The organism is Acidicapsa acidisoli (assembly GCF_025685625.1).
Classification (GTDB): Bacteria; Acidobacteriota; Terriglobia; order Terriglobales; family Acidobacteriaceae; genus Acidicapsa; species Acidicapsa acidisoli.
Genome location: NZ_JAGSYI010000001.1, coordinates 1,661,164 through 1,686,931, shown reverse-complemented (window position 1 = coordinate 1,686,931; position 25,768 = coordinate 1,661,164). Strand labels below are relative to the sequence as shown.

General features: G+C 58.1%; 19 protein-coding genes, 1 tRNA gene and 1 pseudogene. 14 read left to right on the top strand and 7 right to left on the bottom strand.

Features of this window, described 5'->3' with window-relative positions; translation table 11 throughout:
• Window positions 1-180 precede the first annotated feature (180 nt).
• The 4 genes from OHL23_RS06770 to OHL23_RS06755 all read left to right on the top strand — a co-directional run bounded on the left by OHL23_RS06770 (window position 181) and on the right by OHL23_RS06755 (window position 4,088).
• Window positions 181-405, top strand: a complete 225-nt coding sequence (locus tag OHL23_RS06770; protein ID WP_263351026.1) for a helix-turn-helix domain-containing protein — start codon at window positions 181-183, stop codon at window positions 403-405.
• A 14-nt stretch (window positions 406-419) separates the two neighbouring features.
• The gene (locus OHL23_RS06765; RefSeq protein WP_263351025.1) at window positions 420-1,541 is read left to right on the top strand and encodes a tyrosine-type recombinase/integrase; all 1,122 of its coding nucleotides are present in this window, start codon (window positions 420-422) and stop codon (window positions 1,539-1,541) included.
• Window positions 1,542-2,102: 561 nt separating this feature from the next.
• Window positions 2,103-2,444: a hypothetical protein gene (locus tag OHL23_RS06760; RefSeq protein WP_263351024.1), complete on the top strand. Its 342-nt coding sequence runs from the start codon at window positions 2,103-2,105 to the stop codon at window positions 2,442-2,444.
• Between the two features lie 150 nt (window positions 2,445-2,594).
• Complete coding sequence (locus tag OHL23_RS06755) at window positions 2,595-4,088, top strand: ATP-binding protein (protein ID WP_263351023.1); 1,494 nt, start codon at window positions 2,595-2,597, stop codon at window positions 4,086-4,088.
• A gap of 198 nt (window positions 4,089-4,286) precedes the next feature.
• Here the strand turns inward: OHL23_RS06755 and OHL23_RS28730 are convergent.
• Window positions 4,287-4,349, bottom strand: a pseudogene (locus OHL23_RS28730) (hypothetical protein); the annotation flags it as partial.
• A gap of 55 nt (window positions 4,350-4,404) precedes the next feature.
• On the opposite strand from OHL23_RS28730, the gene OHL23_RS06745 reads away from it, so the two are divergent.
• Complete coding sequence (locus tag OHL23_RS06745) at window positions 4,405-5,523, top strand: tyrosine-type recombinase/integrase (RefSeq protein ID WP_263351022.1); 1,119 nt, start codon at window positions 4,405-4,407, stop codon at window positions 5,521-5,523.
• 68 nt (window positions 5,524-5,591) lie between these two features.
• Here the strand turns inward: OHL23_RS06745 and OHL23_RS06740 are convergent.
• Window positions 5,592-5,666: transfer RNA gene (locus OHL23_RS06740), tRNA-Phe, on the bottom strand.
• 170 nt (window positions 5,667-5,836) lie between these two features.
• Between OHL23_RS06740 and OHL23_RS06735 the strand changes: the two genes are divergently transcribed.
• The 3 genes from OHL23_RS06735 to OHL23_RS06725 all read left to right on the top strand — a co-directional run bounded on the left by OHL23_RS06735 (window position 5,837) and on the right by OHL23_RS06725 (window position 9,773).
• Window positions 5,837-6,793 (top strand): hypothetical protein, encoded by a 957-nt coding sequence (locus OHL23_RS06735; RefSeq protein ID WP_263351021.1) that lies wholly within the window; start codon window positions 5,837-5,839, stop codon window positions 6,791-6,793.
• A gap of 62 nt (window positions 6,794-6,855) precedes the next feature.
• Window positions 6,856-8,421, top strand: coding sequence for an adenosine deaminase family protein (locus OHL23_RS06730; RefSeq protein WP_263351020.1), 1,566 nt, complete (start codon window positions 6,856-6,858; stop codon window positions 8,419-8,421).
• A 56-nt stretch (window positions 8,422-8,477) separates the two neighbouring features.
• Window positions 8,478-9,773: a glycosyltransferase gene (locus OHL23_RS06725; protein ID WP_263351019.1), complete on the top strand. Its 1,296-nt coding sequence runs from the start codon at window positions 8,478-8,480 to the stop codon at window positions 9,771-9,773.
• A 138-nt stretch (window positions 9,774-9,911) separates the two neighbouring features.
• Here the strand turns inward: OHL23_RS06725 and OHL23_RS06720 are convergent, their stop codons facing one another.
• Window positions 9,912-10,112 (bottom strand): cold-shock protein, encoded by a 201-nt coding sequence (locus OHL23_RS06720; protein WP_117300112.1) that lies wholly within the window; start codon window positions 10,110-10,112, stop codon window positions 9,912-9,914.
• A 222-nt stretch (window positions 10,113-10,334) separates the two neighbouring features.
• Between OHL23_RS06720 and OHL23_RS06715 the strand changes: the two genes are divergently transcribed.
• From OHL23_RS06715 to glgP, 4 genes are all read left to right on the top strand, one after another.
• Window positions 10,335-11,771: a pyridoxal phosphate-dependent decarboxylase family protein gene (locus OHL23_RS06715; RefSeq protein WP_263351018.1), complete on the top strand. Its 1,437-nt coding sequence runs from the start codon at window positions 10,335-10,337 to the stop codon at window positions 11,769-11,771.
• 113 nt (window positions 11,772-11,884) lie between these two features.
• Window positions 11,885-12,898 carry an aldose epimerase family protein gene (locus OHL23_RS06710; RefSeq protein ID WP_263351017.1) on the top strand — a complete coding sequence of 338 codons (1,014 nt, stop codon included), beginning with the start codon at window positions 11,885-11,887 and terminating at the stop codon, window positions 12,896-12,898.
• A gap of 99 nt (window positions 12,899-12,997) precedes the next feature.
• Window positions 12,998-14,152: a galactokinase gene (galK, locus tag OHL23_RS06705; protein ID WP_263351016.1), complete on the top strand. Its 1,155-nt coding sequence runs from the start codon at window positions 12,998-13,000 to the stop codon at window positions 14,150-14,152.
• A gap of 500 nt (window positions 14,153-14,652) precedes the next feature.
• Window positions 14,653-16,422: an alpha-glucan family phosphorylase gene (gene glgP, locus OHL23_RS06700; protein WP_263351015.1), complete on the top strand. Its 1,770-nt coding sequence runs from the start codon at window positions 14,653-14,655 to the stop codon at window positions 16,420-16,422.
• Between the two features lie 349 nt (window positions 16,423-16,771).
• Here the strand turns inward: glgP and OHL23_RS06695 are convergent, their stop codons facing one another.
• From OHL23_RS06695 to obgE, 3 genes are all read right to left on the bottom strand, one after another.
• The gene (locus tag OHL23_RS06695) at window positions 16,772-17,677 is read right to left on the bottom strand and encodes a YidC/Oxa1 family membrane protein insertase (protein WP_263351014.1); all 906 of its coding nucleotides are present in this window, start codon (window positions 17,675-17,677) and stop codon (window positions 16,772-16,774) included.
• A gap of 101 nt (window positions 17,678-17,778) precedes the next feature.
• Window positions 17,779-18,105, bottom strand: a complete 327-nt coding sequence (locus tag OHL23_RS06690) for a hypothetical protein (protein ID WP_263351013.1) — start codon at window positions 18,103-18,105, stop codon at window positions 17,779-17,781.
• Between the two features lie 440 nt (window positions 18,106-18,545).
• Entirely contained in the window at window positions 18,546-19,583 is a 1,038-nt protein-coding gene (obgE, locus tag OHL23_RS06685) for a GTPase ObgE (protein ID WP_263351012.1), read from the bottom strand.
• Window positions 19,584-19,841: 258 nt separating this feature from the next.
• Between obgE and OHL23_RS06680 the strand changes: the two genes are divergently transcribed.
• Together OHL23_RS06680 and pabB are read left to right on the top strand one after the other, a co-directional pair.
• A complete protein-coding gene (locus tag OHL23_RS06680; RefSeq protein WP_263351011.1) occupies window positions 19,842-23,267 on the top strand; it encodes a carboxypeptidase-like regulatory domain-containing protein in 3,426 nt (1,141 codons plus the stop codon).
• Window positions 23,268-23,291: 24 nt separating this feature from the next.
• A complete protein-coding gene (gene pabB, locus OHL23_RS06675; protein ID WP_263351010.1) occupies window positions 23,292-25,253 on the top strand; it encodes an aminodeoxychorismate synthase component I in 1,962 nt (653 codons plus the stop codon).
• On the opposite strand, the gene OHL23_RS06670 is transcribed toward pabB, so the two are convergent.
• Window positions 25,241-25,714, bottom strand: a complete 474-nt coding sequence (locus OHL23_RS06670; protein WP_263351009.1) for a YybH family protein — start codon at window positions 25,712-25,714, stop codon at window positions 25,241-25,243. The genes pabB and OHL23_RS06670 overlap by 13 nt on opposite strands.
• Window positions 25,715-25,768: the final 54 nt, after the last annotated feature.

Below are 25,768 nucleotides of genomic sequence, written 5' to 3'. Positions count from 1 at the left end.
GCGTCTGGATTACGCTTGGGAGTCTCTCTTGAAAATCCGGAAATGGTATAGAAATGTTTCCGAATCCTCCAAATTCGCTTTGGCTAGACTTCCCCTTGAACGCCTTCAGTGAGTACACACGCTGAAGCTCATCAACGAGGGAAATCGAAATCCGCGGATCCGCGTCGAGGTTGACAAGAAATGCTTCACAAAGAGGCGGGCAAAATAGAGCAAAATGGACTCATCGGTAGGCGGCTCCTGAATGTCAGGGAGGCAGCCCTTTATCTCGGCCTCGAAGTGGATACGATCTACAAGAAATCGCGGTTACGGGAAGTTCCCTGCGTCAAGGTCGGTCGTGCGTTGCGGTTCGATGTGAAGGCGCTAGAGCGCTACATCGAGCAACACACAATCGAAACCATTGACTGAAAGGAGAAGCATAAATGTCCATCAAGAAGAAGGCTGACGGGCTCTATCTGGTCCGCTGGCGTGAGGGAGGAAGGTACAGGAGCCTGCAAGTTAACGGCGGGCTCGAATTGGCTAAGAAAATCGAGCGGAAGAAACTGTCCGCTCGCGACGAAAACCGGCATCTCGACGTTAAGAAAGAGATCAACTACCGCATGTCGTATTTGATTGACCGTTATTGGGACATCTTCGGCAGCAAGAAGGCCTCGGCGGATCGCGAGATCTCAATCGTGGAAGGCATCCGGGCGGAGCTCGGCCGTCTGTTTGTCCGCGAAGCCGACGGCGCCGCCATGCAACGCTGGTATGAGAACCTCACCGGCAAGCGCGGCCTCGCGGCCAATACGGCCGTCCGGCATTTCAACGTCATGCACCACATGATGGAGAAGGCCGCGACGATCTGGTCGAAGGATACCGGTATCGAGAAAAATCCAGCCGATATGGTCGAGGTTCTGCGGCCTGATGACACGCGGGAGCGCTTCCTTTCAAAGGAAGAGCTCGAACGGCTGAAGGTGGCACTCGATGAAAGGATGTTGCAGAAAGGCACGAAGGACCTCAACCGGACGAATCTCCGGATGCGGCTCATCGTACTGATCGCGCTCGCTACGGGCATGCGCTCGACAGAGATTCATCGTCTCTGCTGGTCGGATGTAATGTTCGGTGAGGGACTCATCGCTGTGCGCGCCAGGCTCAAAAAGGGCAAGGTGCGTTATGTACCGATGGCTCCGCAACTCGCCGAGGAGCTTCGCAGCTACCCGGTCGTCGAGAACGAAGATCGTCTCTTTCCGCCGACACGGGGCAAGAGCAAAAGTGGAAGGCAAAGGCTAGAAGGCAGCTTTGAAGACTTGCTTTTAAGGGTCCGGATCAGACATTTCCGCTTCCATGATCTACGGCACACTTTTGCGTCCTGGTACATGATGATCGGCGGCGATCTTTACGAGCTGGCGAAGATCCTCGGGCACGCGAACATCAAGATGACGGAGCGGTACGCAAAACTCGGACGTGCGCATATCGCCAAAACGGGAGTCACGGCAAAGGCGATTCTGGACTTGCTCGGAAGCAGCCATTTGCAGACGGAAGAACAACAAGCGCTCACGGCCTAGCAGCCATGGACGCTATTTGGACGTTGAACTAAATCAACAATTCTTTGGATACCGCTAAGTTCTTTATTATGTGGTGGCCAGAGACGCCACCATATTTGCGTATCATCACGTTTATTTGCAACAATTTACAGAGGTAATCTCAAACAATTGCCCCCGAATATGCCCCCAGGATATATCTATTTTCATCGAGGACCAGACGGTACCCAATGCGGTACCAGCCAATATCTTCCACGCGAGCCCCGCGCACGTCCTTTGGCCAGGGAAGAATCGCTGAAGCCGCGCGGCCATTGGTGCCCAACGTGGCAACGGTCTCGTCGCTCCGCACGTTGTTTGGGGGAGGAGAGCCAGACAACAACTTTCACTCCTGCGCCTAGCATTGCACTCAGCGGCAGCGTCACCCGAACCGCGTCCTTCTCAAGCGTAGCCTTAGCTCCGGTCTCCAACACCTGCGGCACGGCTGCTACGCTCACACGTTGCTGGCGGGATTGGCCATCCAGGACCTGGCCGAAAGAAGTCAAGGCAAATTAGACAATCAAAACAAGTGAGGCTGCCCGCGGGATCATGGATAACGACTGTGTCAACAGTCTTGCCCTGGCTACGATGACGTATTCTTTGGATAACCGCGCCAAAGCAGTGGACGCGCTCTTGCGTGAAGTGAGAAGTGATCTTCTGCGCATCTGGATTCCCCTCATTGCTGGTGCGACTCTCTTGATCGGATTGTTGGGCGACATGGGCATTCAAAGCTGGCGGGATTCAGTTCCGGCGGCTGCAACGCCGACCCCCACCGTTGCGCAACCGGTCCCATTGCCCGAGCCGCAGCCGAGACCTGCGGTACCCGGCGATCCCAAGCTGGAACACCATCGCCAAGCAAAGGCAAAGCCTGGCGCAGAGCGTGAGCGATAAAGCGTTGTTCTATCGCTCATGCGAGGTATTTGGCCCAAGAGCTTGCTACTGATCGATCACCCGGATTTTGTCTATTTATGAGTTGACATTTCATAAACTGACAACTCATAATCTTCATCGAAAGGAACGGCCACCCAGCCGGCGCTCGGCATGACCATCAAACCAGATCCTTTTTATGATCGAAAGCTCGAACTTGCAGCCCTGGACCGCGCATGGAAGCGCCACGGAGCAGGTGGGCAGATGCTGCTCCTGTATGGACGCAGGCGGTTGGGCAAGACGTTTCTCTTGCAGCGTTACTTCACGGCTGGCGTAGACGGAAATGAACCCGAAAAGCCACACTGCTACTTTCTAGCAGAGCAGTCCACTGCCACCACACAGCGGCTCACGCTCGCCCGCCAATTGATCGCAGCATTTCCCAGTGAAGGTGTCTCCGCCGAGGATATTGCTGTTTCGTGGAACGCTCTTCTTCGCTACGCTTCGCAACAGGCAAACGGGCGCAAGAAGGGAGCAGGCCGCTTTGCTCTTATCCTCGATGAATTCCCGTACTTGGTGGACCAGACTCCGGAGTTGCCTTCCATCCTGCAAGCATGGTGGGATCGCGAGGCTGTTCATTCTCCCCTATTCATAGTTCTCTGCGGATCGCAGCTCTCCGCCATGGCCGCTCTCGGACATGAGAGCGCCCCCCTATTCGGGCGGTTCAATGCCGGAATTTTTCACCTTGACCCGCTTCACTACGAAGACGTGGCGGCCTTCTACGCAGGCAGCCCCCACTACGGCGTTGTCGAGAAGCTGCTCATGTACGGCGCTTTTGGCGGAACGCCACGCTACCACGCACTCGTCGATACGTCGCGCCCTCCAGCCGAGGAGATTGTTACGCTGCTGATGCAGCCACGCGCAATTCTGGAAAATGAAGTCCGATTCCTGCTCGGCAGCGAACAAATTCGTGACCCGGCTCCGTACAATGCCATCCTGGCTGCGATTGCCGGCGGCGAAACGAAATTTAATGGCATTCAGCAGTTGATTGGCGTGGAGCGCGGTGCCCTTTCCGGTTCCTTGCGAACATTGCTGGAACTGGGGTGGATTCGGCGTGAGTTTCCCTTCGGCGAAAGCTCGGAGCGCAGAGCCCTTTACCGTGTTGCCGATCCCTTTCTGACCTTCTGGTATCGCTTCGTCGCGCCGCTTGCCAGCGCTCTGCAATTCTCCGACCCGACTTCGGTATACGCCGCACAGGTCGCCCCGCGACTCTCCGAATACATGGGCTGGTCAGTTTTCGAAGAGATATGCGGCCAATGGCTCCAGCGGAACGCTCAACAGCGCCTCGGCCTCAACGTTCGACAGATGGCCCGATACTGGAGCCGGGATGGCCGCACGGAGATTGACCTCATGGCTGAACGCGACGACGGAACATTTCTCTTCGGCGAATGCAAATGGCGTACAGAAAGCGTTACACGGCTGAATGATCTGAGCGTCCTGCAAGCCAAGGTCGCCAGCTTGCCTGAGGCGCGTTGGCGGAACAAGCCCAGCTACATACTCTTTGCCCTGGGTGGTTTCTCTCCTGAGCTGCTCCAACTCGCCGCTGATCCGGCTGAACGGCTCTACCTCGTTTCGGGGCCCGATATGCTGCCCCGCCCGAATGATAGCTAGGCGGAAGCTGCAGATTTGCCCGGACTCCAAACCTTCTCCCAGATTATGCAGACCCCAGCTGCTGCCCTGCCGGAGTAGCGGTCCTTCCAGCTTCCCAGCGCGCTCGACCTGCCAGAGCGCATCGCGGCGATGCTGGATGCCATCGAGGTGGTTTAGTGCGCCGATCTGCGCGAGCCGCGTCAGCTCTCTCCGGTTCAATGATGGAACACGCTGGGCAAGGTCTTCAGCCGAGCGAAAGGGGCCGTCATGTCGACGTGACAATACGAGTGCCTCTGCGGATTGCCTTGTGAGATTTTTCGCATAAAGGAGAAGCGGAATGTCTGTACACAAGTTGGATGAAGAGTTGTATGAGGTTCGTTGGAGAGAAGGAGGTCGAAACAAAAGCCAGACGGTACATGGCAGTAGAGATCTGGCACGAAAGGTCTCGCGCAAAAAGATGTCGACGCGGGACGAGAACAGGCACCTCGACGTGAAGAAGGAGATCAACTACCGGATGTCCGATTTGATTGATCGCTACTGGACGCACTATGGAAGCAAGAAAGTTTCGGCAGATCGCGAGATGAGCATCGTGGAAGGGATTCGATCCGAACTGGGTAGTAAGTTCGTGCGTGAGGTGGACGGCATCGCCGTCCAGCGATGGTACGAAAACCTGACCGGCAAGCGTGGCCTCGCCGAAAACACCGCAGTGCGGCACTTCAATGTCATACATCACATGATGGAGAAGGCTTCGACTCTTTGGTCGAAGGAAACCGGCATCGACCGGAATCCGGCCGATCTGGTCGAGGTGTATCGTCCGGACGATTCAAGAGAGCGGTATCTTTCGGCAGAGGAGCTCCACCGCCTGAAGCTTGCGCTGGATGATCGGATGCTTCAGAAGGGCACTAAAAACCCTAATCGGACGAATCTTCGGATGAGGCTTATCGTGTTGATCGCTGTATCGACAGGGATGCGCTCCGCCGAGATCCACCGGCTGCTATGGTCCGACGTGAAGTACAGCGAAGGTCTGATCGCAGTCCGGGCAAAGCTGAAGAAGGGTAAGGAGCGCTACGTTCCCATGGCTCCGGAACTCGCCGCGGAGATTCGGCGATATCCGGCGGTGATCGATGAGGAACGAATCTTCCCGCCGAAGGGCGGACCGAAGAGTAAGCGTCAGAGATTGGAAGGGAGTTTCGATGACTTGCTCAAGCGAGCGAAGATTCGGGATTTCTGGTTCCACGATCTGCGTCACACCTTCGCGTCCTGGTACATGATGAACGGCGGCGATCTCTACGAATTGGCGAAGATTCTCGGTCACGCCAACATCAAGATGACCGAGCGTTATGCCAAGCTCGGGCGCGCGCACATCGCTAAAACCGGCAACACGGCGAAGGTGATCTGGAACATGCTGGACAAGAAAACAGAGCAGGAAGAGGCCGAACAACAGGGCATTGCGTAGCAGTGTTCGGATATTGTTCGGACGGCTAAAACACTAACTTTCTGGTTGCCGCTAAGTACTTTAGAATGTGGTGGCCAGAGACGGGATCGAACCGCCGACGCCGGCCTTTTCAGGGCCGCGCTCTACCACTGAGCTATCTGGCCTCAGTGCAATTGCAGGAAGGGTGATCTGCGCGGGAATCGACCGACAGGCGGGCATACTGCGCTTCTGCAACGACTGCTTAAGTATAGCAAGAGGATCGGCTGCCGCCAACCCGTCGCGGGACCGGCCTTAACCCGCCGGATGTGTTTTCATTAGGTGCAGGATGCCGCGCGTGGATCGCAGAGATCGCAGGATTTCTCCCGCTTCAGCGGCAGCTCTGCTGCTTTTGAGCCTACTGCTAGCTTGCTCCGTGTTGAAAACAGACCTGATGTCCGGTCTGGCGCTGGATCCCCTGCCGCCTCTCGAACGGCAGGTTATCCCACTCGCCTTGCTGGCCTTGGCCGCTGCAACCATTGTGGTCATGCGGCAGGCAAGGTGGCCGGACCGCCGTCAGTTGTGGATCCCCGCCCTGATCGGGCTAGGACTGTTTGTCGCGCCAGGTGTGCTTGTCTCCTTTTCGAGCCGCTGGGTATCGGGACCGACGCGCACAGGACTTCTTACCCTGGTTTCGGTATTTGCAGTCGTGCTTGAGCCGTACGTTGGCTTGGCCTCCGAAGCGCAACGACGCGGTGGCCTGGCGGCGGCTCTCCTTGCCGTAGTCGGAACCCTGTTTGTCTTCCCCGTCGCGATTCCGGCCAGCGTGGAAGCAGGCGGAGCCTTTGTCGCAGTAGCCATGGCGTCCTTAAGCATCGCCGCGGCAAATTGCCTCGGAGTAGCGGCGGCGCGGCTTCGAGGCCACTCCCACGCCTCATTTGCGGCGATCGTCGCAGTCGCCGCATCGACCGCCGCAATCGCGAACGGCCTCGCAGGCGCGTTGCTGGAACGGAGCCTCTGGAAATGGAACGCTCCGACGCCAGAACTGCTCTGGTCAATCGCGGTGGAGATGCCCGCTCTCCTGCTGCTCTTCTGGTTGATGCCTCGGCTTTCCGCGACACAAATGGCGTCGCGTTTCATCTGGGCGCCAGTGCTCGCAATCCTCGCCGAAGCGACAGTCTTCCAATTGATCCGGCAATTACGCCCGCGAACCTGGCTAGGGCTGTTTCTAATGGCAGCCGGCGCCACCTGGCTCCTGTTCGCCCCCGGCGAGGAGGCCAGTACGAACGTACTGCCTCTGAAGCTGGAGTTATGAAGACTCAGTCCCCATCTCGTCCATTACACTAGCCATCAGCCCATACATCTCAGCGAGGCCCCATGCGTCTGTTCCCATCCGTTCTCTTCGTTGCGGTCGTTTCCATCTCCTCTCTTGCGCAGCCGGGCGGTCCATCGAGTGCAGCCGACTCCCACGAGGCGCGAGCCACGCGCGCCTTTGACGCTGCCAAGAGGCAAGGCCCGCTAGCGCTTCGCAACTTCCTGCTCGGCATGCCGAAAGGCGCGGATCTGCATGTTCACCTGAGCGGCGCAGTCTACGCTGAGAGCTGGATTCGCGCCGCAGGCGAAGACGGGTTGTGCATCGACACCAAGGCGCTCACCTTCGCCAAACCGCCATCCGGTGGCTGTCCACAGATCCTGGGACAGATTGCCGCCGCCGATCTGCTATCGCATACGCAGGTTCCCGCCAATCAGGATGTATATGACAAGCTGATCGACGCCTTTTCCATGCGCAGTTTTGTGCCCTACGCAGGATGGAGCGGCCACGATCAGTTCTTCGCCACTTTCGCCCACTTCAGCGGCACCGACAAGCGCCATTCCGGCGAATGGATCGACGAAGTCGCAACCCGCGCCGCCTCGCAGAACGAGCAGTACATGGAGTTGATGGATACCCCGCCATTCAGCCACGCGGCAACCATCGCCACGCAGCTTGGATGGGACGCGAACCTCGCCGAACTCCGCCAGAAACTCCTCGATCACGGCCTCGACGACGAAGTCGATGCCGCTCGGGAGCGCATCCAGAACGCAAATGACCTGCGCAACAAACTCGAACACTGCGGAACACCGGATGCCACGCCCGCTTGTCAGGTGAAAGTGCGATTCATCTACCAGATACTTCGCGGAGCCCCCAGAGAGCAGGTCTTCGCGCAGACCCTCCTCGGCTTCGAGACCATCTCCAAGCTGCCCGAGTTTGTGGGCATCAATTTTGTGCAGCCCGAGGACGGCTATCTTTCCATGAAGGACTACACCCTCCAGATGCACATGCTCGAATACCTGCACTCCGTCTATCCTTCAGTGCATATCTCGCTGCACGCTGGAGAACTTGCTTCCGGCATGGTGCCGCCGGACGGGCTCCGCTTCCACATCCGTCAGGCCGTCGAACTGGGTCACGCCGAGCGCATCGGCCACGGCGTAGATGTGATGTATGAGGACGACGCCCCAGCCCTGCTCAAGGAACTGGCTGCAAAGCACATCATGATCGAGATCAACCTGACCTCCAATGATGGGATTCTCGGCATCAAAGGCGCCGATCATCCTCTTCCGCTCTATCGTAGAGCAGGCGTACCGGTAGCGCTCTCTACCGATGATGAGGGTGTCTCCCGCATCGACCTCACGCACGAATACGTGCGCGCCGCCGAGGACTTCAATCTGAGCTACATCGAGCTCAAGCAGATGGCCCGCACAGGCATGGAGCACAACTTCCTACCCGGCAAAAGCCTTTGGGCAAAGGAAGACGTCTTCACCACCCCAGCGAGCGAATGCGTCGGTCAGACTCTCGGCAGCGATAAACCATCCGCAAAGTGCAAAGCCTTCCTCGACAGCAGCGAAAAGGCCTCCGCCCAATGGGAACAGGAGCGGCGTTTCCGGGCATTCGAGGCGAAGTGGTAACAGGGCTGTCCATGAACGCGTTGCGATAGCATGATCGAGGAGAGGCTACCGACAACGTGCGGATTGTCTTATCGAACATTGGCACCTTTGGCGACATCAATCCGCTCATTGCGATCGCGCTTGAGCTGAAGCGGCGTGGGCATCAACCCGTAATGGCCGTCCCGGCCATGTACGGCCCGAAGGTTATCCCGCTCGGAATTGAATTCCATGCCGTGCGCCCCGACCTCGACCCGAAAAACACAATCCTGGCCGAGATGGTCTACGACGTTCGCAAAGGAACAGAGCGCGGTCTGCGTGAATTCCTCTTTCCCGCCCTGCGCGAAACATACGACGATCTGACCGCGGCAGCCACGATGCCGGCCCGCGCCGATCTGCTTCTGCTCGGCGAGCTGAACTACGCCGGCCCGCTCGTCGCCGAAATGACCGGAATTCCATGGGCAAGCTACGTCCTCGCCCCGCTATCCTTCTTTTCCGCCTTCGATCCGCCCGTACTCCCAATGTATCCCCGCCTGGCCCGCGCAGATAAGGCCGTGCCCGGAATGGGCCGAGTCATCCGGCGGCTGGCGCGCTTCGTCAGCCGCAAATGGCCACAGCCCGTCTACGACCTCCGCCGTGAACTCGGGTTGGAGCGAGGCCGCAACCCCCTCTTTGACGCCAAACACTCCCCGGATCTGGTGCTGGCTCTCTTTTCGCGGGTCTTGGGCCGTGAGCAGCCGGACTGGCCAGCAAACACAAAGATCACAGGATTTTGCTTTTACGATTCCGATGCTGGCGATACAAAGCTGCCCCCGCATCTGGAAAAGTTTCTCGCCAACGGTCCGGCTCCACTGGTCTTTACACTCGGATCGGCGGCTGTGCTGGCCGCTGGACGCTTCTACGAATACGGCGCGCGCGCTGCGGAGAGACTGGGAATGCGCGCCGTGCTGCTGATCGGGTCGGATATGCGAAATCGCCCGCGCCACCCACTCCCCGATTCAATCTGTATTGCGGAATATGCGCCCTACTCGGCACTCTTTTCGCGGGCCGCAGCCGTCATTCACCAGGGCGGTGTCGGCACTACGGCGCAGTGTCTCAGGGCAGGCAAACCGATGCTGATCATGCCCTACAGTCACGACCAGCCGGACAACGCACGCCGGATGCGCAGGCTCAAAGTGGCGCGGACCATCCAGAAGCGCTATTTCACCCCGCTTCGCGTAGCAAAAAAACTCAGAAAACTGCTCGAAAGCCCAATTTACAGCCACCGGGCTGAGCTGACCGCGCAGCGGTTACATAGCGAGAACGGAGTGGTTACAGCCTGCAATGCACTGGAGGAACTTGCTCGGCGAAAGCGCAGTCCTTTTCGCGAAGTCTAGCGTCTAACAAAATGTGAACATTTTGAGGGTTTCAGCTCGGACGAATCAACTCGCAGCAACAGGGCGAGGTTCGCACCTCGCCCTGTTGATTGATTGCGGATTCTGCCAGAATCCCTCGGAGTCCTGTATCAGAGGAGCTTACAGAGGCTGAACGTCAGCCGCCTGCCAGCCCTTGGGACCCTTCACTACGTTGAACTGAACGGCCTGGCCTTCTTGCAAGCTCTTGAAGCCATTCGAGTTGATGGCGGAGTAATGCACGAAGACATCCTCGCCGTTCTGACGCGAGATGAAGCCGAAGCCCTTCGCGTCATTAAACCACTTAACAGTACCTTGTTCCATTTTGAGTCGTATTTCCTAAACTTTGAATTGCGCTTGAGTGAAACGGAGCGACCACTGGCAGATTCTTGCTTGGTTGGGCGAGTACTGCTCACGCCCGGTTCTGTTCTTACGCTGCGATGATTTTAGCATCGATCTGGAAATCCGGGTACGAAAATCTGCAAGTGTCTCCTTTTGCGCAATCTTGGGACCACAGCGTGCAAAGTGGTATGGTGGTCTTTCGCCATGGCTGCCAACTCTGAACGTGACCCGATTCTGGACCTGCTCGAAGCTCCGGTAGCCCGATTGGCCGAGTCATTCACTGATCTTCCGGCCTTCGATTCCCTCCCGAACAGAGCTTCCGATCACGATGCAATGGGCGCTGTCCTGGCCGAGGTCGCCAAACGCATGGGCGACAACTATCCCTATTTCCATCCCCTGTATGCCGGACAGATGTTGAAGCCTCCGCACCCGATCGCGCGAGCCGCCTACATGCTCGCCATGGCTATCAACCCGAATAATCATGCGCGCGACGGCGGCCGCGCCAGTTCGCAGATGGAGATTGAAGCCGTCGCCGAAATCGCCCGCATGTTCGGATGGCCCCGCACTGGCGCAGAAGGCTTTCTCGGCCATCTGACCTCGGGCGGCACTTTTGCCAATCTGGAAGCCCTCTGGGTCGCCGGCCAGCTTGCTCCGGAAAAACGAATCGTAGCCCAGGAACAAGCCCATTACACCCACAAGCGCATTACTTCGGTACTGAAGATTCCTTTTACTACCGTCGCATCGGACAATTTCGGACGCATGGACTTGAACGCGCTCGAAGACGAACTGCGTCGCGGCAACATAGGCACGGTCGTCGTGACCATGGGCACCACGGCGCTCGGTTCCGTCGACCCATTGCCTGACATCCTCTCATTGCGTGATCGATATGGATTCCGCGTGCACCTCGACGCCGCGTACGGCGGTTACTTCCGGCTGATCGCCAACGAATTGGAGGAGTCGGCCCGATCCGCATTCGAAGCGATGGATCAGGCCGACTCCATCGTCGTCGACCCGCACAAACACGGCCTCCAGCCCTACGGGTGCGGATGCGTCCTGTTCAAGGACCCGTCCGTCGGGCGCTTCTACAAGCACGACTCGCCCTACACCTATTTCACTTCCAATGAGCTGCACCTGGGCGAAATCAGCCTGGAGTGTTCGCGAGCCGGCGCTTCCGCCGTTGCGCTGTGGGCCACGCAGCGCCTGCTTCCGCTGGTCGCGAATGGCGAGTTTGCCCGCGGCCTCGCCGCAGGCCGTCGCGCCGCGATCGAACTTGATCGGCGAATTCGCGCAAATGATGCATTTGCACCATTTGCCGGTAAGCCGGAATTGGATATCGTTGTATGGCAGGCCAAGCCAGCCAAGTCCGATTCGCTTGAGAAGCGCTCCAATCTGGCGCAACGGATTTTTGATGGCTGCGCTGCTCTCAACCTCCATCTGGCGCTAGTACAATTACCCGAAGCGATGTTCACCTTGAATTCCGCGACCGCGCAAACTGCCCTATCGGCCAAGTCCGCAGTGACCTGTTTGCGCTCGGTTCTGATGAAGCCGGAACACGCGGAATGGCTGGACGAAATCTGGGATCGCCTGAGTACGGTTGCCAACCAGGAAATCGCCGGGATGAGCGACGGATGCGGTAGCTGAATGCGCGATTCAAAGGACGTCAGAATTTCGTTTCACCGATTCATAGCGATCGATTAGACGGATAAACTTATTGGACGAAGCGGACCCGGGTCGGGCGGCTGAAGGAGACAGATTTGGCGGGATCGGAAGAAAACGTTGTCATTCGGGCCGGGCAATGTGCCCTCACCCTGATGCCTGCGCTGGGCGGAAAAATCAGCTCGCTCCGAGTCGGAAACGAAGAATTGCTTCAATCTCCTCTCAAGCCCTATGAGCCCAGAACCAGAACCATGGCCTTCTCCGATGGAGACGCCAGCGGCTGGGACGAATGTCTCCCCTCTGTCGCCGAATGCGACGTGCAAACAGAGGCCGGACTGGCTCACGTTCCGGATCACGGAGATCTTTGGCGTGTGCCATGGCAGGTGTTGAACGCCAGCGACGACTCCGCCACTCTCCGGGCCAATTGCTTCTCGCTCCCATTGCAGCTCACTCGCTCGGCAATTCTCACCGAAGTGGCCTCCAGCTGGCGGCTGCAACTCCTGTACTCCCTGACCAATCTCGGGGCATACAACGTTCCGTGGGCCTGGTCGGCGCATCCATTATTTGCGGTCTCCGCAGGTGACAGGATCGTACTGCCGAAAGATGTGCATTCCTTGAATGTCGAGGGCTCCGCTGGCAATCGCCTTGGAACATCGGACACGGCTCAATCCAGCCCGTTAACAGTCAAGTGGCCAGTTACCAGTTCCAATCATGGCTCCGAAATCGACCTGAGCCTTGCCGCAAGCCCCGATTCAGGAATCGGCGACAAGCTCTTTGCCGGAGCCGTCACTCCACTGTCCGAGGGCTGGTGCTCTATCGAGCGCCCACAGATCGGCCTTCGCGTCACCATTCGCTTCGAACCCTCGCTTACACCGTATCTCGGTCTGTGGCTCTGCTATGGAGGATGGCCCGAAGGCCCGGGACCGAAACAGATTTGCGTCGCACCTGAACCGACCACGGCCCCCGTCGACTCACTGGCCAAGACAGGGCACAGGACCAAGGCTTGGTCTCGTCAGCTCTCGCCAGGCGAGACCTATACCTGGCCAATGGAATTGCAGATCGACCGAATCGAACAGGAAAAACTCAACAGCTTGCATGAATCACACAAATGAATCAAACGGATGAATCGAGGAATATACCCACTTCGAAACTGGGAACCTCGGGGCTATCGAAATCCGAACCGATGCTGCTTCAATTGAGGAACAAAAGGAATGAAAGACCCCGCCGCACTTCGCCAAATCCATGAGCATCGCTTCGGCGTCACGCCGGAAATATTCGTTGCCCCAGGGCGAGTCAACCTGATTGGCGAACACACGGATTACGCCGAAGGTTTCGTCATGCCGGTCGCTATCGACTTCGCCACATTAGCCGCCATCTCTCCGCGCAATGACGGAAAAATCGTGATCTACGCTGAGAACTTCCACCAAGAGCGAAGCTTCCCTGCCAACCCCTTGCCCACCAAGGCAAGCGGCCACTGGAGCGATTACCCCCTGGGCGTGATGGCGATTCTGGCCGGCGAGGGCTACACCATTCCGCCACTAAGCCTGAGCCTCTGGGGCGATGTCCCTCTCGGTTCAGGCCTGAGCAGCTCAGCCGCAGTCGAAGTAGCCACCGCCACAGCGGTGACATCTCTCATCGGAGCCGCTATTCCGGGCCCAAAGCTCGCCCGGCTCTGCCAGAGAGCAGAAAATGAGTTCGTAGGCGCCAACTGCGGCATCATGGACCAGTTCATTTCTGTCAACGGCGCCGCCGATAACGCCCTGCTCCTCGATTGCCGCGACCTCAGCTATCGCCTAGCCCCAATTCCCGCCAACATGGCCCTCGTCATCGCCAATACTATGGTCAAGCACTCCGTCGCTGGCGACGGCTACACCACCCGGCGCGCCGAAGTCGAAGAAGCCTGCCGCATTCTCGCCACCCATCGGCCCGAAATCAAGTTCCTGCGCGACGCAACCGTAGCCGATCTCGAAGCCTGGGGCCACGAAATCCCCCCAAACGCCCTCAAGCGCGCCCGCCACGTCATCACCGAAAACCAGCGCACCCTCGAAGCCGCCGACGCCCTCCTGCGCCACGATTTACCTGCTCTCGGCAAGCTCATGCACGAAGCCCACGTAAGCTATAGCAAAGATTTTGAAGGCAGTTGCGTCGAGGCCGACACGATGGTCGATCTGGCTCAGGATCTCCCCGGCCTGATCGGCGCCCGCCTCACGGGTGGAGGATTCGGCGGCTGCACCGTCAACGTCGTCGAAATCGACGAGGCCACAGCCTTCGCGGCGGCGCTCAAAGAGCGATACCGTCAGACCACAGGCATCGATCCCGAAATTCACATTTGCCATGCTTCCGCTGGCGCGCATCGCGTGGCATGAAGAGCGATACCTCAATCGATGATCCGATCCCGGCTCCATCTCGGAGCTGATTCTTGGCTGATCGATGAATCGATTTATGCCTAAGAAATCCACTTAGATCTCAGGCATTTGATATCAACCCGGCCCCCAATTTCCGACCTATATTTTGGCTATTTCAAAATGAAAATCAACTCCTTACTGGGGTGCCAGGCATCTTTCCATTGAGGGGCAACCGCCCCAGTTCTGAGGGCTTAGGCGAAAATCCACACCTGCACGAAGGTGGGATTGTTCCTACAGGGCGCTTCTACTAGCCTCCTCAAAAGCTGCCAACCGACCAGATTTCGCTATTCCGAAAACGGGTCGCTTGTTAAAATCGGACGAGTTTCTGATTTGCACGTTTTGTTCAAAAATCTGCCAGATCAAAGAGGAACAATCAATTCCCATTTCTGGCCGATAAAGGACCGTATCGGAGATTGCACGCAGGTACTGTCCTTATGCACGCCCACGGAGACCCTAATATCATGTCCAACTCCTCATCTCAACAGCAGTGTTCCTATGATTCTTTTCCTCAAAGTGGTGTAGTTGCATACTTCTCCATGGAAGTCGCAATCAATCCAGGCATGCCGACATACTCCGGCGGTCTGGGAGTGCTGGCCGGAGACACTCTCCGTTCAGCTGCCGATCTAGGAACCCCTTTGGTCGCCTTCACCCTCCTGCACCGCAAAGGCTATTTCCGTCAGCATCTCGACCAGGAGGGCAAACAGACCGAAGACATTCAGCCCTGGGTGGTTGCGGATTTCTGCACCGAAGAGGCCCCCAGAATCGCCGTTACGGTCGAAGACCGCACCGTAACCGTCCGCGCATGGCGCTATGACATGGTCGGCCGCGCAGGCCACACCATTCCCATCTACTTGCTCGACACCGATCTGCCGGAAAACTCGGCATGGGATCGCAGCCTGACCGACCACCTTTACGGTGGCGACTCCAACTATCGCCTGCAACAGGAGATCATTCTCGGCATGGGCGGCGTACGCATGCTCAATGCGCTGGGTCATCGCGTAAACGTCTACCACATGAACGAGGGCCATGCCGCGCTGCTGACCCTCGCGCTTCTCGAAGCCCAGCTCGGAGGCGGTCCTCTCAACAAGGTGACCGACCTCGACGTGAAGGCTGTTCGCCAGAAGTGCGTCTTCACCACCCACACGCCAGTTCCCGCCGGCCATGACCGCTTCAGCCGGGAACAGGCGGCACGCATCCTGGGCGGCGAACGAACCGCGCGCCTCGAATCGCTCGGCTGTTGTCACGAAAACATGCTGAACATGACCTACGTCGCGTTGTGCTTCTCGCGCTACGTCAACGGCGTCGCACTGCAGCACGGCAATGTCTCCCGCGAAATGTTCCCCGCTTACCAGATCGACGCCATCACCAACGGAGTCCACGCGCCAACCTGGGTTTCCGAGCCATTCCAGGATCTGCTGGATAAGAACATACTCAACTGGCGGCGAGACAATCTCTATCTTCGTAACGCAATCCAGATTCCGCTGCCGGAGATCATCGCCGCCCACACCCAGGCCAAGGAAACCCTCCTTACCGAAGTCGCCTCGCGCACCGGCCTTGTATTGAATCCCAAAGTCCTCACCCTCGGCTTTGCCCGTCGCGCCGCCACCTACAAGCGCGCCGACCTGCTCTTTACCGACCCCGACCGCCTGCTCGAGATCGCGCAATCAGCCGGCGGATTGCAGATTCTCTACTCCGGCAAGGCGCATCCGATGGACGAGCCCGGCAAGGCGCTCATCCACAGCGTCATCGAGAAGGCGCACAAGTATTCAGGCTCAGATCTGCGTGTCGTCTACCTCGAAAATTACGATTGGGAACTCGGCGCGCTCCTCACCGCCGGCGTCGACGTCTGGGTCAACACCCCCAAACGCCCCTACGAAGCCTCCGGAACGAGCGGCATGAAGGCTGCGCTGAACGGCGTGCCAAGCCTCTCCATTCTCGACGGCTGGTGGATCGAGGGCTGCCTGGAAGGCTACACCGGCTGGGCCATTGAAGACGGCGATGACGACGCAGCCGAAGCCACCTCGCTCTACGAAAAACTCGAAAAATCCGTAGTTCCGCTCTATCGCGAAGCCCCCGAGGCATGGGGCAACATGATGCGCACCACCGTCGCCTACAACGGCTCCTTCTTCAACACCAACCGCATGGTCAAGCAGTACATCAGCAATGCCTACTACCCGCTAACCCTGACGGAGCTTGCCCCTGTCGAAGAACCAGCGGCGGTCAGCCGCTAACAAAGTACCAACCTCAGCAAATCGAAATACAAAAGCCCCGGGGCTCATCATCGAGACTTGGGGCTTAATAAATTTGCATTTGCTCTGGCCTTTCTTTCTGTCATTTCCGTAGGAAATCCGTTTCTGCTTTTCCGCGCCACGAACCCATTTCCGTTCTGCAGATCCAATCCGTCAATGAGGAGCTGAAGCAATCCTAGCGTCAACGGCGCGTCATCAGCCCAGGCCATCGGCCTGGGTAACGAAGAAAAGAGAGAGACCAAGGGCTGAAGGCCCGCTCTATTCTCTCCGACATGGCAGACAAAGGCCTCTGCCATTTTGCATCTCAGAAAACGATCCTTTGCGAAATCCCCTATCCCCCTTCATTAGCACGAGGGCTGATTGCCTGCATCTCCCTGCCCATCCTCGTACGATTGATCCCAAATTGAATCGTTAAATTGAAGATGTTGCCCGTAGCCCAGTAAAGCGCCAGTCCTGAGGCGTAATGCCACAGCGTAAATCCCATAATCACCGGTATGACAAAAGCCAGCATCCGTCGTTGGGCACGGTCCATCCCGGGCGAAGGCGTAATAAATTGCGTAAGGAACATCGTCAAGACGATGAGGATCGGTAAGATGTGCAGCGGGTCGGGCGCGGAGAGGTCTGTCAGCCAACACCAATGGGCATGGCGCAACTCAGTCGCATTCTGCAGCACACGAAAGTAGGCGAAAAGCAACGGTGTTTGCAGCAGCATCGGCAGACAGCCGCCGTACATATTCGTGCCTTCGGCCTTGTAGAGGGCCATCAGCTCCGCATTCATCTCAACGCGCTTGGGATCGTTCATCTTGAGATGCGCGTAGCGCTTCTTCAGAGCATCGACCTTGGGCTGGACGCGCATCATTTTCAACGAGGACCCCATCGACATCATCCGAGGCCATAGCATCAATGCATTGAAAATCACCGTGAGGACGATGATTGCCCAGCCCCAATTACTAACTAAGTGTTCGTGCACCAGGCACAACGCCAAATAGAGTGGCGTGGCCAGCACGGTGAGCCAGCCAAACTGATTCGGCGCGGTTGCGGCCTTGGATATGCTCCCATCCTGCGTGCTGGATGCAGCAAGTTGGTTCAATAGTGTTGGCGTACCGGGCTTGGAATTGACGAAATATAGGAGACTGCACAGAATCACGAACGCCAGGATTGCGAGAACCAGGATGGATCGGCCATCGCCACCACCGGAATTTTGATTCGGAAGATTGGGATTGAAAATTTCGGACAAAGGACACCTTTTCCTTCCGGGACGATGGCCCGGAAAACAGTTGAAAGACAAACGAATGCATCGCCATCAAAATCGCGCAATGCTCGTGCAATCCACTGGAATCAGGAAAAGATAGGCGGAGGCCGCTGAAAGGAAGGGGCGAGACGTGGTCCTTGAACCACAACGCGCGAAGGCACCGAGATCCAAAGATCTCTGCGGCCGAGTGGCGGAGTCCATGAGAGCGGGAACGCCTTGAGGTGACCAGTAATCGTGCGATAGATCTCTGGGGATTGCACGACCACAAAAAGTAGAAGACATGTGAGCAGGAGAACGGAGACCATCCCGCTTATCCCCGCAAACAGGAGGGCCTGATAATACGGAAGGCACAGCACGAGCAGGCAGAAGCACTCCTCTAGAGCCGCCTGCCGATAGCCTTCAGGTTTCCTCACGCGCTCTCCGATCGAAATCATTGTACGACCGAGTGACCGCTTGGTGTTGAAGCTGCTCAATCCGGCCGGTTTGTGCGCCTCAGCCTAAGTGAACCTGTTACACCATCGGAAACCCGTTTGCGGAGAATTACCCTCCCAACGCGCACAATAAAGAAAGCACTTGTCCCATACGCCGCCATCTGCGAAGAAAGGAATTCTCATGCGCATAATTCGTCCTTTTTTGCCACTTTTGGGGCGTTTTCCGACATGTTTTCAGACTATAGCTTTATGATATAAAACAACTTACGCGGAAAAAACAGGGTACCCCCACCCCCTCCCCGAGCGGACAGCTTCAAATTCGCCACTTCTTCGCCTAAAGCAGGAAAGAATCTCCCCGTCGCTCCCAATTCAGCATGAATGCAGAGAATTCGCGAATCACAACCGGCTCAATCAATCAAACACTAAAACACAGGCTCTGGAGCCTCTACATCCCGCGCTTCGCGAACATGCTTGGCCAGCGACCACTTAAGATCCTCGATCCCCTGTCCCGTCACCGCTGAAATCGCGTGAAACTCCAGCTTGCGCCGCTTGGCCGACGCGGTCAGTTTTTTGAGCTTCTCGGGGTTCGCGGTATCAACCTTCGATGCAACCATAATCATCGGCTTTTCCGCCAAACCGTGCCCGAAGTTCTCAAGCTCTGCGCAGATCACCTTGAAGTCCTCAATCGGGTCCGGCCGCCCGGAGCTATCTGAAACATCGATCAGGTGTACGAGTACACGCGTCCGCTCGATATGCCGCAGAAACTGAATTCCCAACCCCGCGCCAAGATGTGCGCCCTCAATGAGACCGGGCATATCGGCAACAACATAACTCTCTTCATTCGGAACGTCGCCCACCGTAACCACGCCCAGATTGGGCTGCAACGTCGTAAACGGGTAATCGGCGATCTTGGGCTTGGCCGCCGAGACGCGCGAGATCAGTGTCGACTTTCCGGCGTTCGGATAGCCGACAAGACCGACATCCGCAAGCAGCTTCAGCTCCAGACGATAGGTGCGTTCCTCGCCCAGCCTCCCCGGTTCCGACTCCCTCGGAGCCTGATGGACAGGCGTGGCAAAGTGCTGGTTACCGCGTCCTCCGCGGCCGCCCTTGGCGATCACGAAACTCTCGCCGGGCAACGCAAAATCGTGTACCAACTCGCCTGTCTCGGCGTCGAAAAGGCTCGTCCCTACCGGAACTTTCAGCGTGATCGACTCGCCGTCGCTCCCCGTGCAGTTGGAGCCTTCTCCATGCCGCCCGCGTCCCGCCTTGTGCTCCGGGTTGAACCGAAAATGGATCAGCGTATTGTGCTGTTGGCTGGACTGCATAACCACATCGCCACCTCGTCCGCCATCGCCGCCCGACGGACCGCCGCGCGGCACGAACTTTTCCCGCCGGAAGGCAACGCAACCGTTGCCGCCATCGCCGGCTTTGACCAGAATTCTTGCTTCATCAATGAACATAAGTACAAAATCCAACTTCCTGTCTTTCCAGTCTAGCGGAATGCAACTATACTCGCTCGTAACACCCAAGAACCTCGCAGGAAAGCACGACTTTCAAAGCGGGTCGCTCACGCACTCCGAACTGGCTCCGCGGTATTTCCGCTACCCTGGTCCGTGCGGAAATACTTAGATTCTGTAACTTTCTTCCCGGATTTGCTCTAAGTCAGGCCCCTCGCCATCGGAAACGCGGGCGAACGGTCGCCTTTGGAGCGCAACGGGATGAAGAGCAAGAGTGGTTTCCGGAGAATCCAGCCAACGCGAGCCGCAATTCTTTGGCTAGCTGCGACCATTCTGACTGTTGCTGGCGCGCAGGCCAAGTCCCCCGAAGCCGCCGCGACTGGCACGCTCGACGGCAAACTAACAGACTTGAACAGCACGCCGCTCGCGCAAGCCGTCGTCGTCGTGCGCAATGTGACGACCGGCGCGACCTTGCGCGGCGTCACCGGTAAAAACGGCAGCTATCGCTTTACAGGACTCGGAGCAGGCGAATATCAACTGGAAGCCTCAGTTCCTGCGTTGGGCAAGGGCGGCGTCGATGGCATCCTCGTCTCTGCAGGGCACGCGACGCGCGTCCAGGCTGCGCTGGCGATGCAGCTTCCGAACCAGGCACTCCCTATCGAAGCCGATCTTCACGAACTCGACCCTGTCTCCGCCGCCGTCACCACGCTGATCCCAGGCGAAGAACTGAGTTCCCTGCCGATGGGCGCGCGTAACTGGCAAGAGTTCGCCGCCATCACTCCCGCAGCCAGTTCCGCAGCGCAGGGCGAAAATAGTAGTGGCCAAATCGGCGACCAGCCTGAAGACGCTAGCGATCCGCAGCACGAGACCCTAGCGATGAGCGGCAGCATCGCCAATCCGACGGCCGCCAGCATAGACGGCATCGAGAACTCACCCGGCTTTCGCACCAGCAGCGACCGCGAAAGCCGCCAGACCGAGTCAGTCGGCGAATCCGCCGTGCTCTCCATGGAAGCGCGCACCAGCAATTCAGCAGCCGATCAGGGACGATCCTCAGGTGGAGCGATCCGGCTCAACACCAATCAGGGCCACAACGGACTGCATGGCCAGGCCTTCTACTTCGACAAGCAGAATCTTTGGGGTGCGCAGAATCCCTACACGCAATGGGTGCAGCAGACCGCCCCCGCAAGCGGGGGCGACACGGCACAGTTCACCGCCGAGCCTTATACCCCCCCAAACACGCGCCAGACCCTCGGCATCGGCATCGGTAGCAATATCCGGCGCGACAAGCTCTTCTGGTTTGCCGCTTTGGACGGCCTGTTGCGTAACGACCCCGCCGTCGCATCGGTCCGCCATCCTACAGATTTCTTTGCCCAACCCACGCTCGATGACCTGATCATGCTCGCCGCCCGGCTCGACCTGCCCGGCCCGGCAATCGAGGAAGCTGCAGCCACCAGCTACTCCAACTGGCTCAATGAGATGGCTGGCCTGCTCGGCCCAGTGCCGCGTACCGCCAGCCAGTGGCAAGGCTTTGGACGCCTCGACTGGCAGAACGAGCGCCAGCACGTGACAGTCGAAGGGAACGCAACGAATGTCAATGCTCCCGCAGGCGCGCTCACCCGCAGTTCGGAGACTTACGGCAGCCACAGCTTCGGCAACAGCAACGCCACAGACACATGGGGCTTGGCCAAACTCGACAGCTTCCTCACACCCAACCTGCTCAACGACGTTGCGGCGCTCTACTCGCGCCACATCCAGAGCGAGACTCCGCAGACTCCCTCTGCGTTTGAAGCGCCCTTCCTTGCCAACGCGCTGGGGCAGTTGCCCGAGATCATCGCCGACTCCAAATACGGATTCATCCTCGGCAAACCAGCGCGACTTGGCAAATCCAGCTTCCCGGATGAACGCGTTTTCGTCGCACAGGATACTCTGAGCTGGGTCCACGGCGCACATCTGCTCAAGGCCGGGGCGAGCTTCGGCCACATCTTCGACGTCGTCGGCACGCTCGTCAACCAGACTGGCACTTACTCCTATCCGAATGTGCTCAACTTCATCTCCGACGCAGCCAGTTTTCTGCAATACGGCTTCAACGGTCTCGATAACCCGTCCGGAATCAACCATAACTGCGACGTCACAGGCCGCGTCTACGCAACGGGCGGCGGCAGCCTCGGCGGCCTGGGCTATCTGCCCTGCTATTCGTCGTACTCGCAGCGCATCGGCCCTTCAAACTGGAACCTCAGCACCAACGACCTCGCGGGCTTTGTTACGGAACAGTGGCAACCACTCCATCGCCTTACAATCTCAGCCGGGGTTCGTGTGGAGGCTGAACAATTGCCACCGCCGATTACCGCAACGCAAAACGCTGCGCTTCCGGCAACCGAGAAGCTCCCGCCGACAACGCTGAACTGGGGTCCGCGCATCGGCGTTGCGTTTTCTCCATGGAGGACCACTGTGCTCCGGCTTGGCGCTGGCCTCTACTATGGGCGCATCGACAACTCCGTCGTCCTGGCCGCGCTTACGCAGACCGGCTCAACCAACGGCGACCTGAACTTCTTCTTTCGACCTACGGATCAGGGCGCGCCGCCGTTCCCCTATGTCTTTCCCGTCGAGCCGATAACGGCCGTCACGCCGGGCGCGGTTTCCTTTGCGTCGAACTTTCGGCCACAGGAAGTGGACCAAGCCATATTTGGCCTTGAACAGGAACTCCCCGGCCATTGGATCGTCTCGGTCGAGGGAATGGCCAGCCTGGGACGCAGGTTGCCGATCTCGATCGACACGAATTTTGACCCCAGTCAAAGCCCGCAAACAATAACCTACGCCGTCGTCGACGCCATCCAGGCTGGACCGATCAAGACCCCGCAGATCACCGTCCCGTTCTACCAGGCTCGGCTCAACCCGGCCTACCAGCAGCTTTCCTCCATCGAGGGCCGCGCCAACTCCACTTACCAGACCACGATGATCAAGCTCGCGCGCTACGGACGTCACGGCCTCAACCTGCGCGCACATTATCTCTACGCTCATGCTACGGACTGGAATCCCAACGAATCGGGCAATGTCGCGGTCGACGATCTCCTCGATCCAGAAGATTTTCGCCTCGAATACGGGACATCGAATCTGGATATTCGTAATTCGGGTGGTCTGACGCTGCTCTACGAGACTCGCTGGAAGCTGAATCACTTCGCCGGAGCCGTCGCCAACGGCTGGACGTTCGCAGCCATCGGCCAATACCGCAGCGGACTCCCGTTTACCATGCGCACCGGCGGATATATCCCCGGTTTTTACAGCGACACGGGCCACCTGATCGAAGGAGCCGGCCCCGGCATCAACGGCTCAGGCGGCGACAACCGCCTCTACGGAATCGGTCGCAACACCTATCGTTACCCCGCGACATGGACTGCCGACTCCCGGCTCGGCAAGCGTTTTTCCCTCGGGGAACATCGAGAGTTGGAAGTGCTCGCAGAAAGCTTCAATCTTTTCAACCACCAGAATGTCACGCAGATCGAAACCACCGGCTACACGATCGAGCGCGGTACCATCGCGGGCGATCTGCCGACGCTCAACTTCCTCACCGGCCTCACGAAAACCGGACTTCCCAGCACCATTCCAGAATTTGGCAAGCCACTCGACGTAAACGCCACCACTTCGTACCGGCCTCGTGAAATCCAGCTAGGCGTTCGCACGCGTTTTTAAGAGAAGGACGCATCGGAGCCCTGGATGCCAAGAGTTCCGAACAGGCGTATCTGCCCGATTACACTGGATGGAGCGCCCTTGCGCGCTCCATCCTTGAATCCTTTTGTTCCACTTCCCCCACAATGTCTCACGCTTGCCGCGTCCACGCCGGGCAGCGTTCTACTTCAAACCTCGCGCATGGATGCGGAGAACTACCGTAGCTATCTATTCACTCGTCCCCGGCAGATCCTCGGCGCGGCGGACTCGTATGCCCACAAATCGCTCTTCGTGGCGATAGAGCGGGCACTGGCCGATGGGGATTGGGTGGCAGGATTCTTCTCCTACGAATACAGCGCTCAAATGCAGTCCAGGGGCCACGGCGACGCGAAAAACAGCCCGACTCCGCTGGCGTGGCTTGGCGTCTTCGCAAAGCCCTTTGTCTTCAACCACCGAAGCGGCCAATTTGAAGGCGATGCGCCAACGGATTTCGCGTCAGATGAGGGATCGCCGCCAGAGGCGAACTACGAAATCAGCGATTTGCGCTGGTCTCTTTCAAGCGAGGATTATGCCTGGGAGATCGCAGCAATTCATGAATACATTCGAGCAGGAGACACGTATCAGGTCAACTTCACGCATAAGCTGCACTTCGACTTTTCGGGCTCCGCAGCGGCTTTGTTTCGCGCAGTAACGGCATGCCAGCCCGTGCCGTACAGCGCTTTTCTCCACGCAGAAGACTGGAAGATTCTGTCGTTCTCGCCGGAGCTTTTCTTTCGGCGCAAGGGTTCTCAGATCCTCACACGGCCCATGAAGGGCACTGCTCCGAGAGGAGCGGATTGCGCTGAAGATGAGGCAATGGCAGCATGGCTCCAGAACAATGGGAAGAACCGCAGCGAAAACGTGATGATAGTAGACTTGCTGCGCAACGACCTTGGGCGCATCTGCGAGTTCGGCAGCGTTGACGCGAGGCGGCTGTTTTCCATTGAGAAATATGAGACGCTCTTTCAGATGACGTCGGAAATCTCCGGCACGCTGCGCGCCGATGTGAGCAACGATGAGATTTTCCGCAGCCTGTTTCCATGCGGGTCCATCACCGGAGCGCCCAAGCTTCGCACCATGGAGATTATCCGGGAACTCGAAGTCGAACCGCGCGGCGTTTATACAGGCGCTATCGGGTTCTTTTCGCCACATTCGGAGGCTGTCTTCAGCGTTCCCATCCGCACGGTCCTGCTGACCGGTAGTCGAGGCGAAATGGGCGTAGGCAGCGGCATTGTGATCGACTCGCAAGCCAACGAAGAGTATCGCGAGTGCCGGTTGAAGTCTCGATTCCTGACCGGGAGCGTGAAGCGGGAAGCTGAAAACGAGCCGTTCCAATTGATCGAAAGCATTCTTTGGCAGGATGGCTACTGCCGTCTCTCCATGCATATCGAGCGATTGGAGCTCTCGGCCCGGTATTTCGGGTTTCGATTCGACCAGACTGCCATCCTCGCGTCCTTGGAGGCCGTGGAATGCGACTTGACTCCCGGCCAGCGAACCAAGGTGCGGCTGACGTTGGACCGCGACGGAGCGATGCAGATCACTCACGCCGCGGCGGCAGAGAACATGCCGGGAAAGGTTGTTGTCTCCGCGCACCGCGTCCGCTCCAGCGACCGTTTGCTGCGCCACAAGACTACGCGGCGCAGGCTCTTTGACGAGCAATATCAGTGGGCTGCCGCGCTGGGATTTGTCGATGTGCTGTTTTTGAATGAGCGCGACGAAGTCACGCAAGGAGCCATCAGCAACCTATTTGTCGTGAAGAACGGCCAGTGGTTCACGCCGCCAGTTTCCTGTGGGGTGTTGCCCGGCGTCTACCGCCGTCATCTGCTTGAAGCCAGGCCGGACGCGACGGAGAAAGTGCTTCACTTGGCCGACCTCGCCTCGGCCGATGCAGTTTACCTTTGCAACGCCATTCGCGGGTGCACGGAGGTAACGGCTATTGAGGGTATCAGATCGGAGACTCAGGCGGTGTGATCAAGCAGAATCTTCCATCCGCCCGGACCCTTGTGCCACACCAGGCTGAAGACGCCGTCATCCTTCGTCGCCGCGCCCCGGGCTGTCCGTTCGAGATGAAAACGGCCTGTCACTACAGCGTATTCCGTGACGCCACCGGCGGTCGGCAGCAGCCGGATATCGAGTTCCTTGAAGGTGAGCGCGCCCATTTGTTCCTTGCTCGCGTACCCCTTTTTGTAACGCTCAAGAATGGGCTGGAATCCCTTGTTGACCGACGCGGTTCCAACAAAGGTGGTCTCAGGAGAGTCCTCATAACTTGCCATGAAACCCGGGATGTCACCGCGATTCCATGCAGCGACCTGCTCTTCCAACACAATCCGGATCGCTGCTTCCTCGCTTTTTCGTTCCTGCGCCTGGATCGTCCCCGAGCAGCCGAGCACCAAGGCCAGCGCCAGCACCGCCAAAGCCCCGCGAATTCGCATAGTTTCTCCTCCGATGTCACTCTACAATGAATTATGGCTGCTAGTTCCGCAACA

Coding starts and splice junctions, on each gene's coding strand:
- OHL23_RS06770 (WP_263351026.1), top strand. CDS start 181: ATGCTTCACAAAGAGGCGGGCAAAATAGAGCAAAATGGACTCATCGGT.
- OHL23_RS06755 (WP_263351023.1), top strand. CDS start 2,595: ATGACCATCAAACCAGATCCTTTTTATGATCGAAAGCTCGAACTTGCA.
- pabB (WP_263351010.1), top strand. CDS start 23,292: ATGCCAAGAGTTCCGAACAGGCGTATCTGCCCGATTACACTGGATGGA.
- OHL23_RS06715 (WP_263351018.1), top strand. CDS start 10,335: ATGGCTGCCAACTCTGAACGTGACCCGATTCTGGACCTGCTCGAAGCT.
- galK (WP_263351016.1), top strand. CDS start 12,998: ATGAAAGACCCCGCCGCACTTCGCCAAATCCATGAGCATCGCTTCGGC.
- OHL23_RS06765 (WP_263351025.1), top strand. CDS start 420: ATGTCCATCAAGAAGAAGGCTGACGGGCTCTATCTGGTCCGCTGGCGT.
- glgP (WP_263351015.1), top strand. CDS start 14,653: ATGTCCAACTCCTCATCTCAACAGCAGTGTTCCTATGATTCTTTTCCT.
- OHL23_RS06720 (WP_117300112.1), bottom strand. CDS start 10,112: ATGGAACAAGGTACTGTTAAGTGGTTTAATGACGCGAAGGGCTTCGGC.
- OHL23_RS06680 (WP_263351011.1), top strand. CDS start 19,842: ATGAAGAGCAAGAGTGGTTTCCGGAGAATCCAGCCAACGCGAGCCGCA.
- OHL23_RS06670 (WP_263351009.1), bottom strand. CDS start 25,714: ATGCGAATTCGCGGGGCTTTGGCGGTGCTGGCGCTGGCCTTGGTGCTC.
- OHL23_RS06760 (WP_263351024.1), top strand. CDS start 2,103: ATGGATAACGACTGTGTCAACAGTCTTGCCCTGGCTACGATGACGTAT.
- OHL23_RS06745 (WP_263351022.1), top strand. CDS start 4,405: ATGTCTGTACACAAGTTGGATGAAGAGTTGTATGAGGTTCGTTGGAGA.
- obgE (WP_263351012.1), bottom strand. CDS start 19,583: ATGTTCATTGATGAAGCAAGAATTCTGGTCAAAGCCGGCGATGGCGGC.
- OHL23_RS06730 (WP_263351020.1), top strand. CDS start 6,856: ATGCGTCTGTTCCCATCCGTTCTCTTCGTTGCGGTCGTTTCCATCTCC.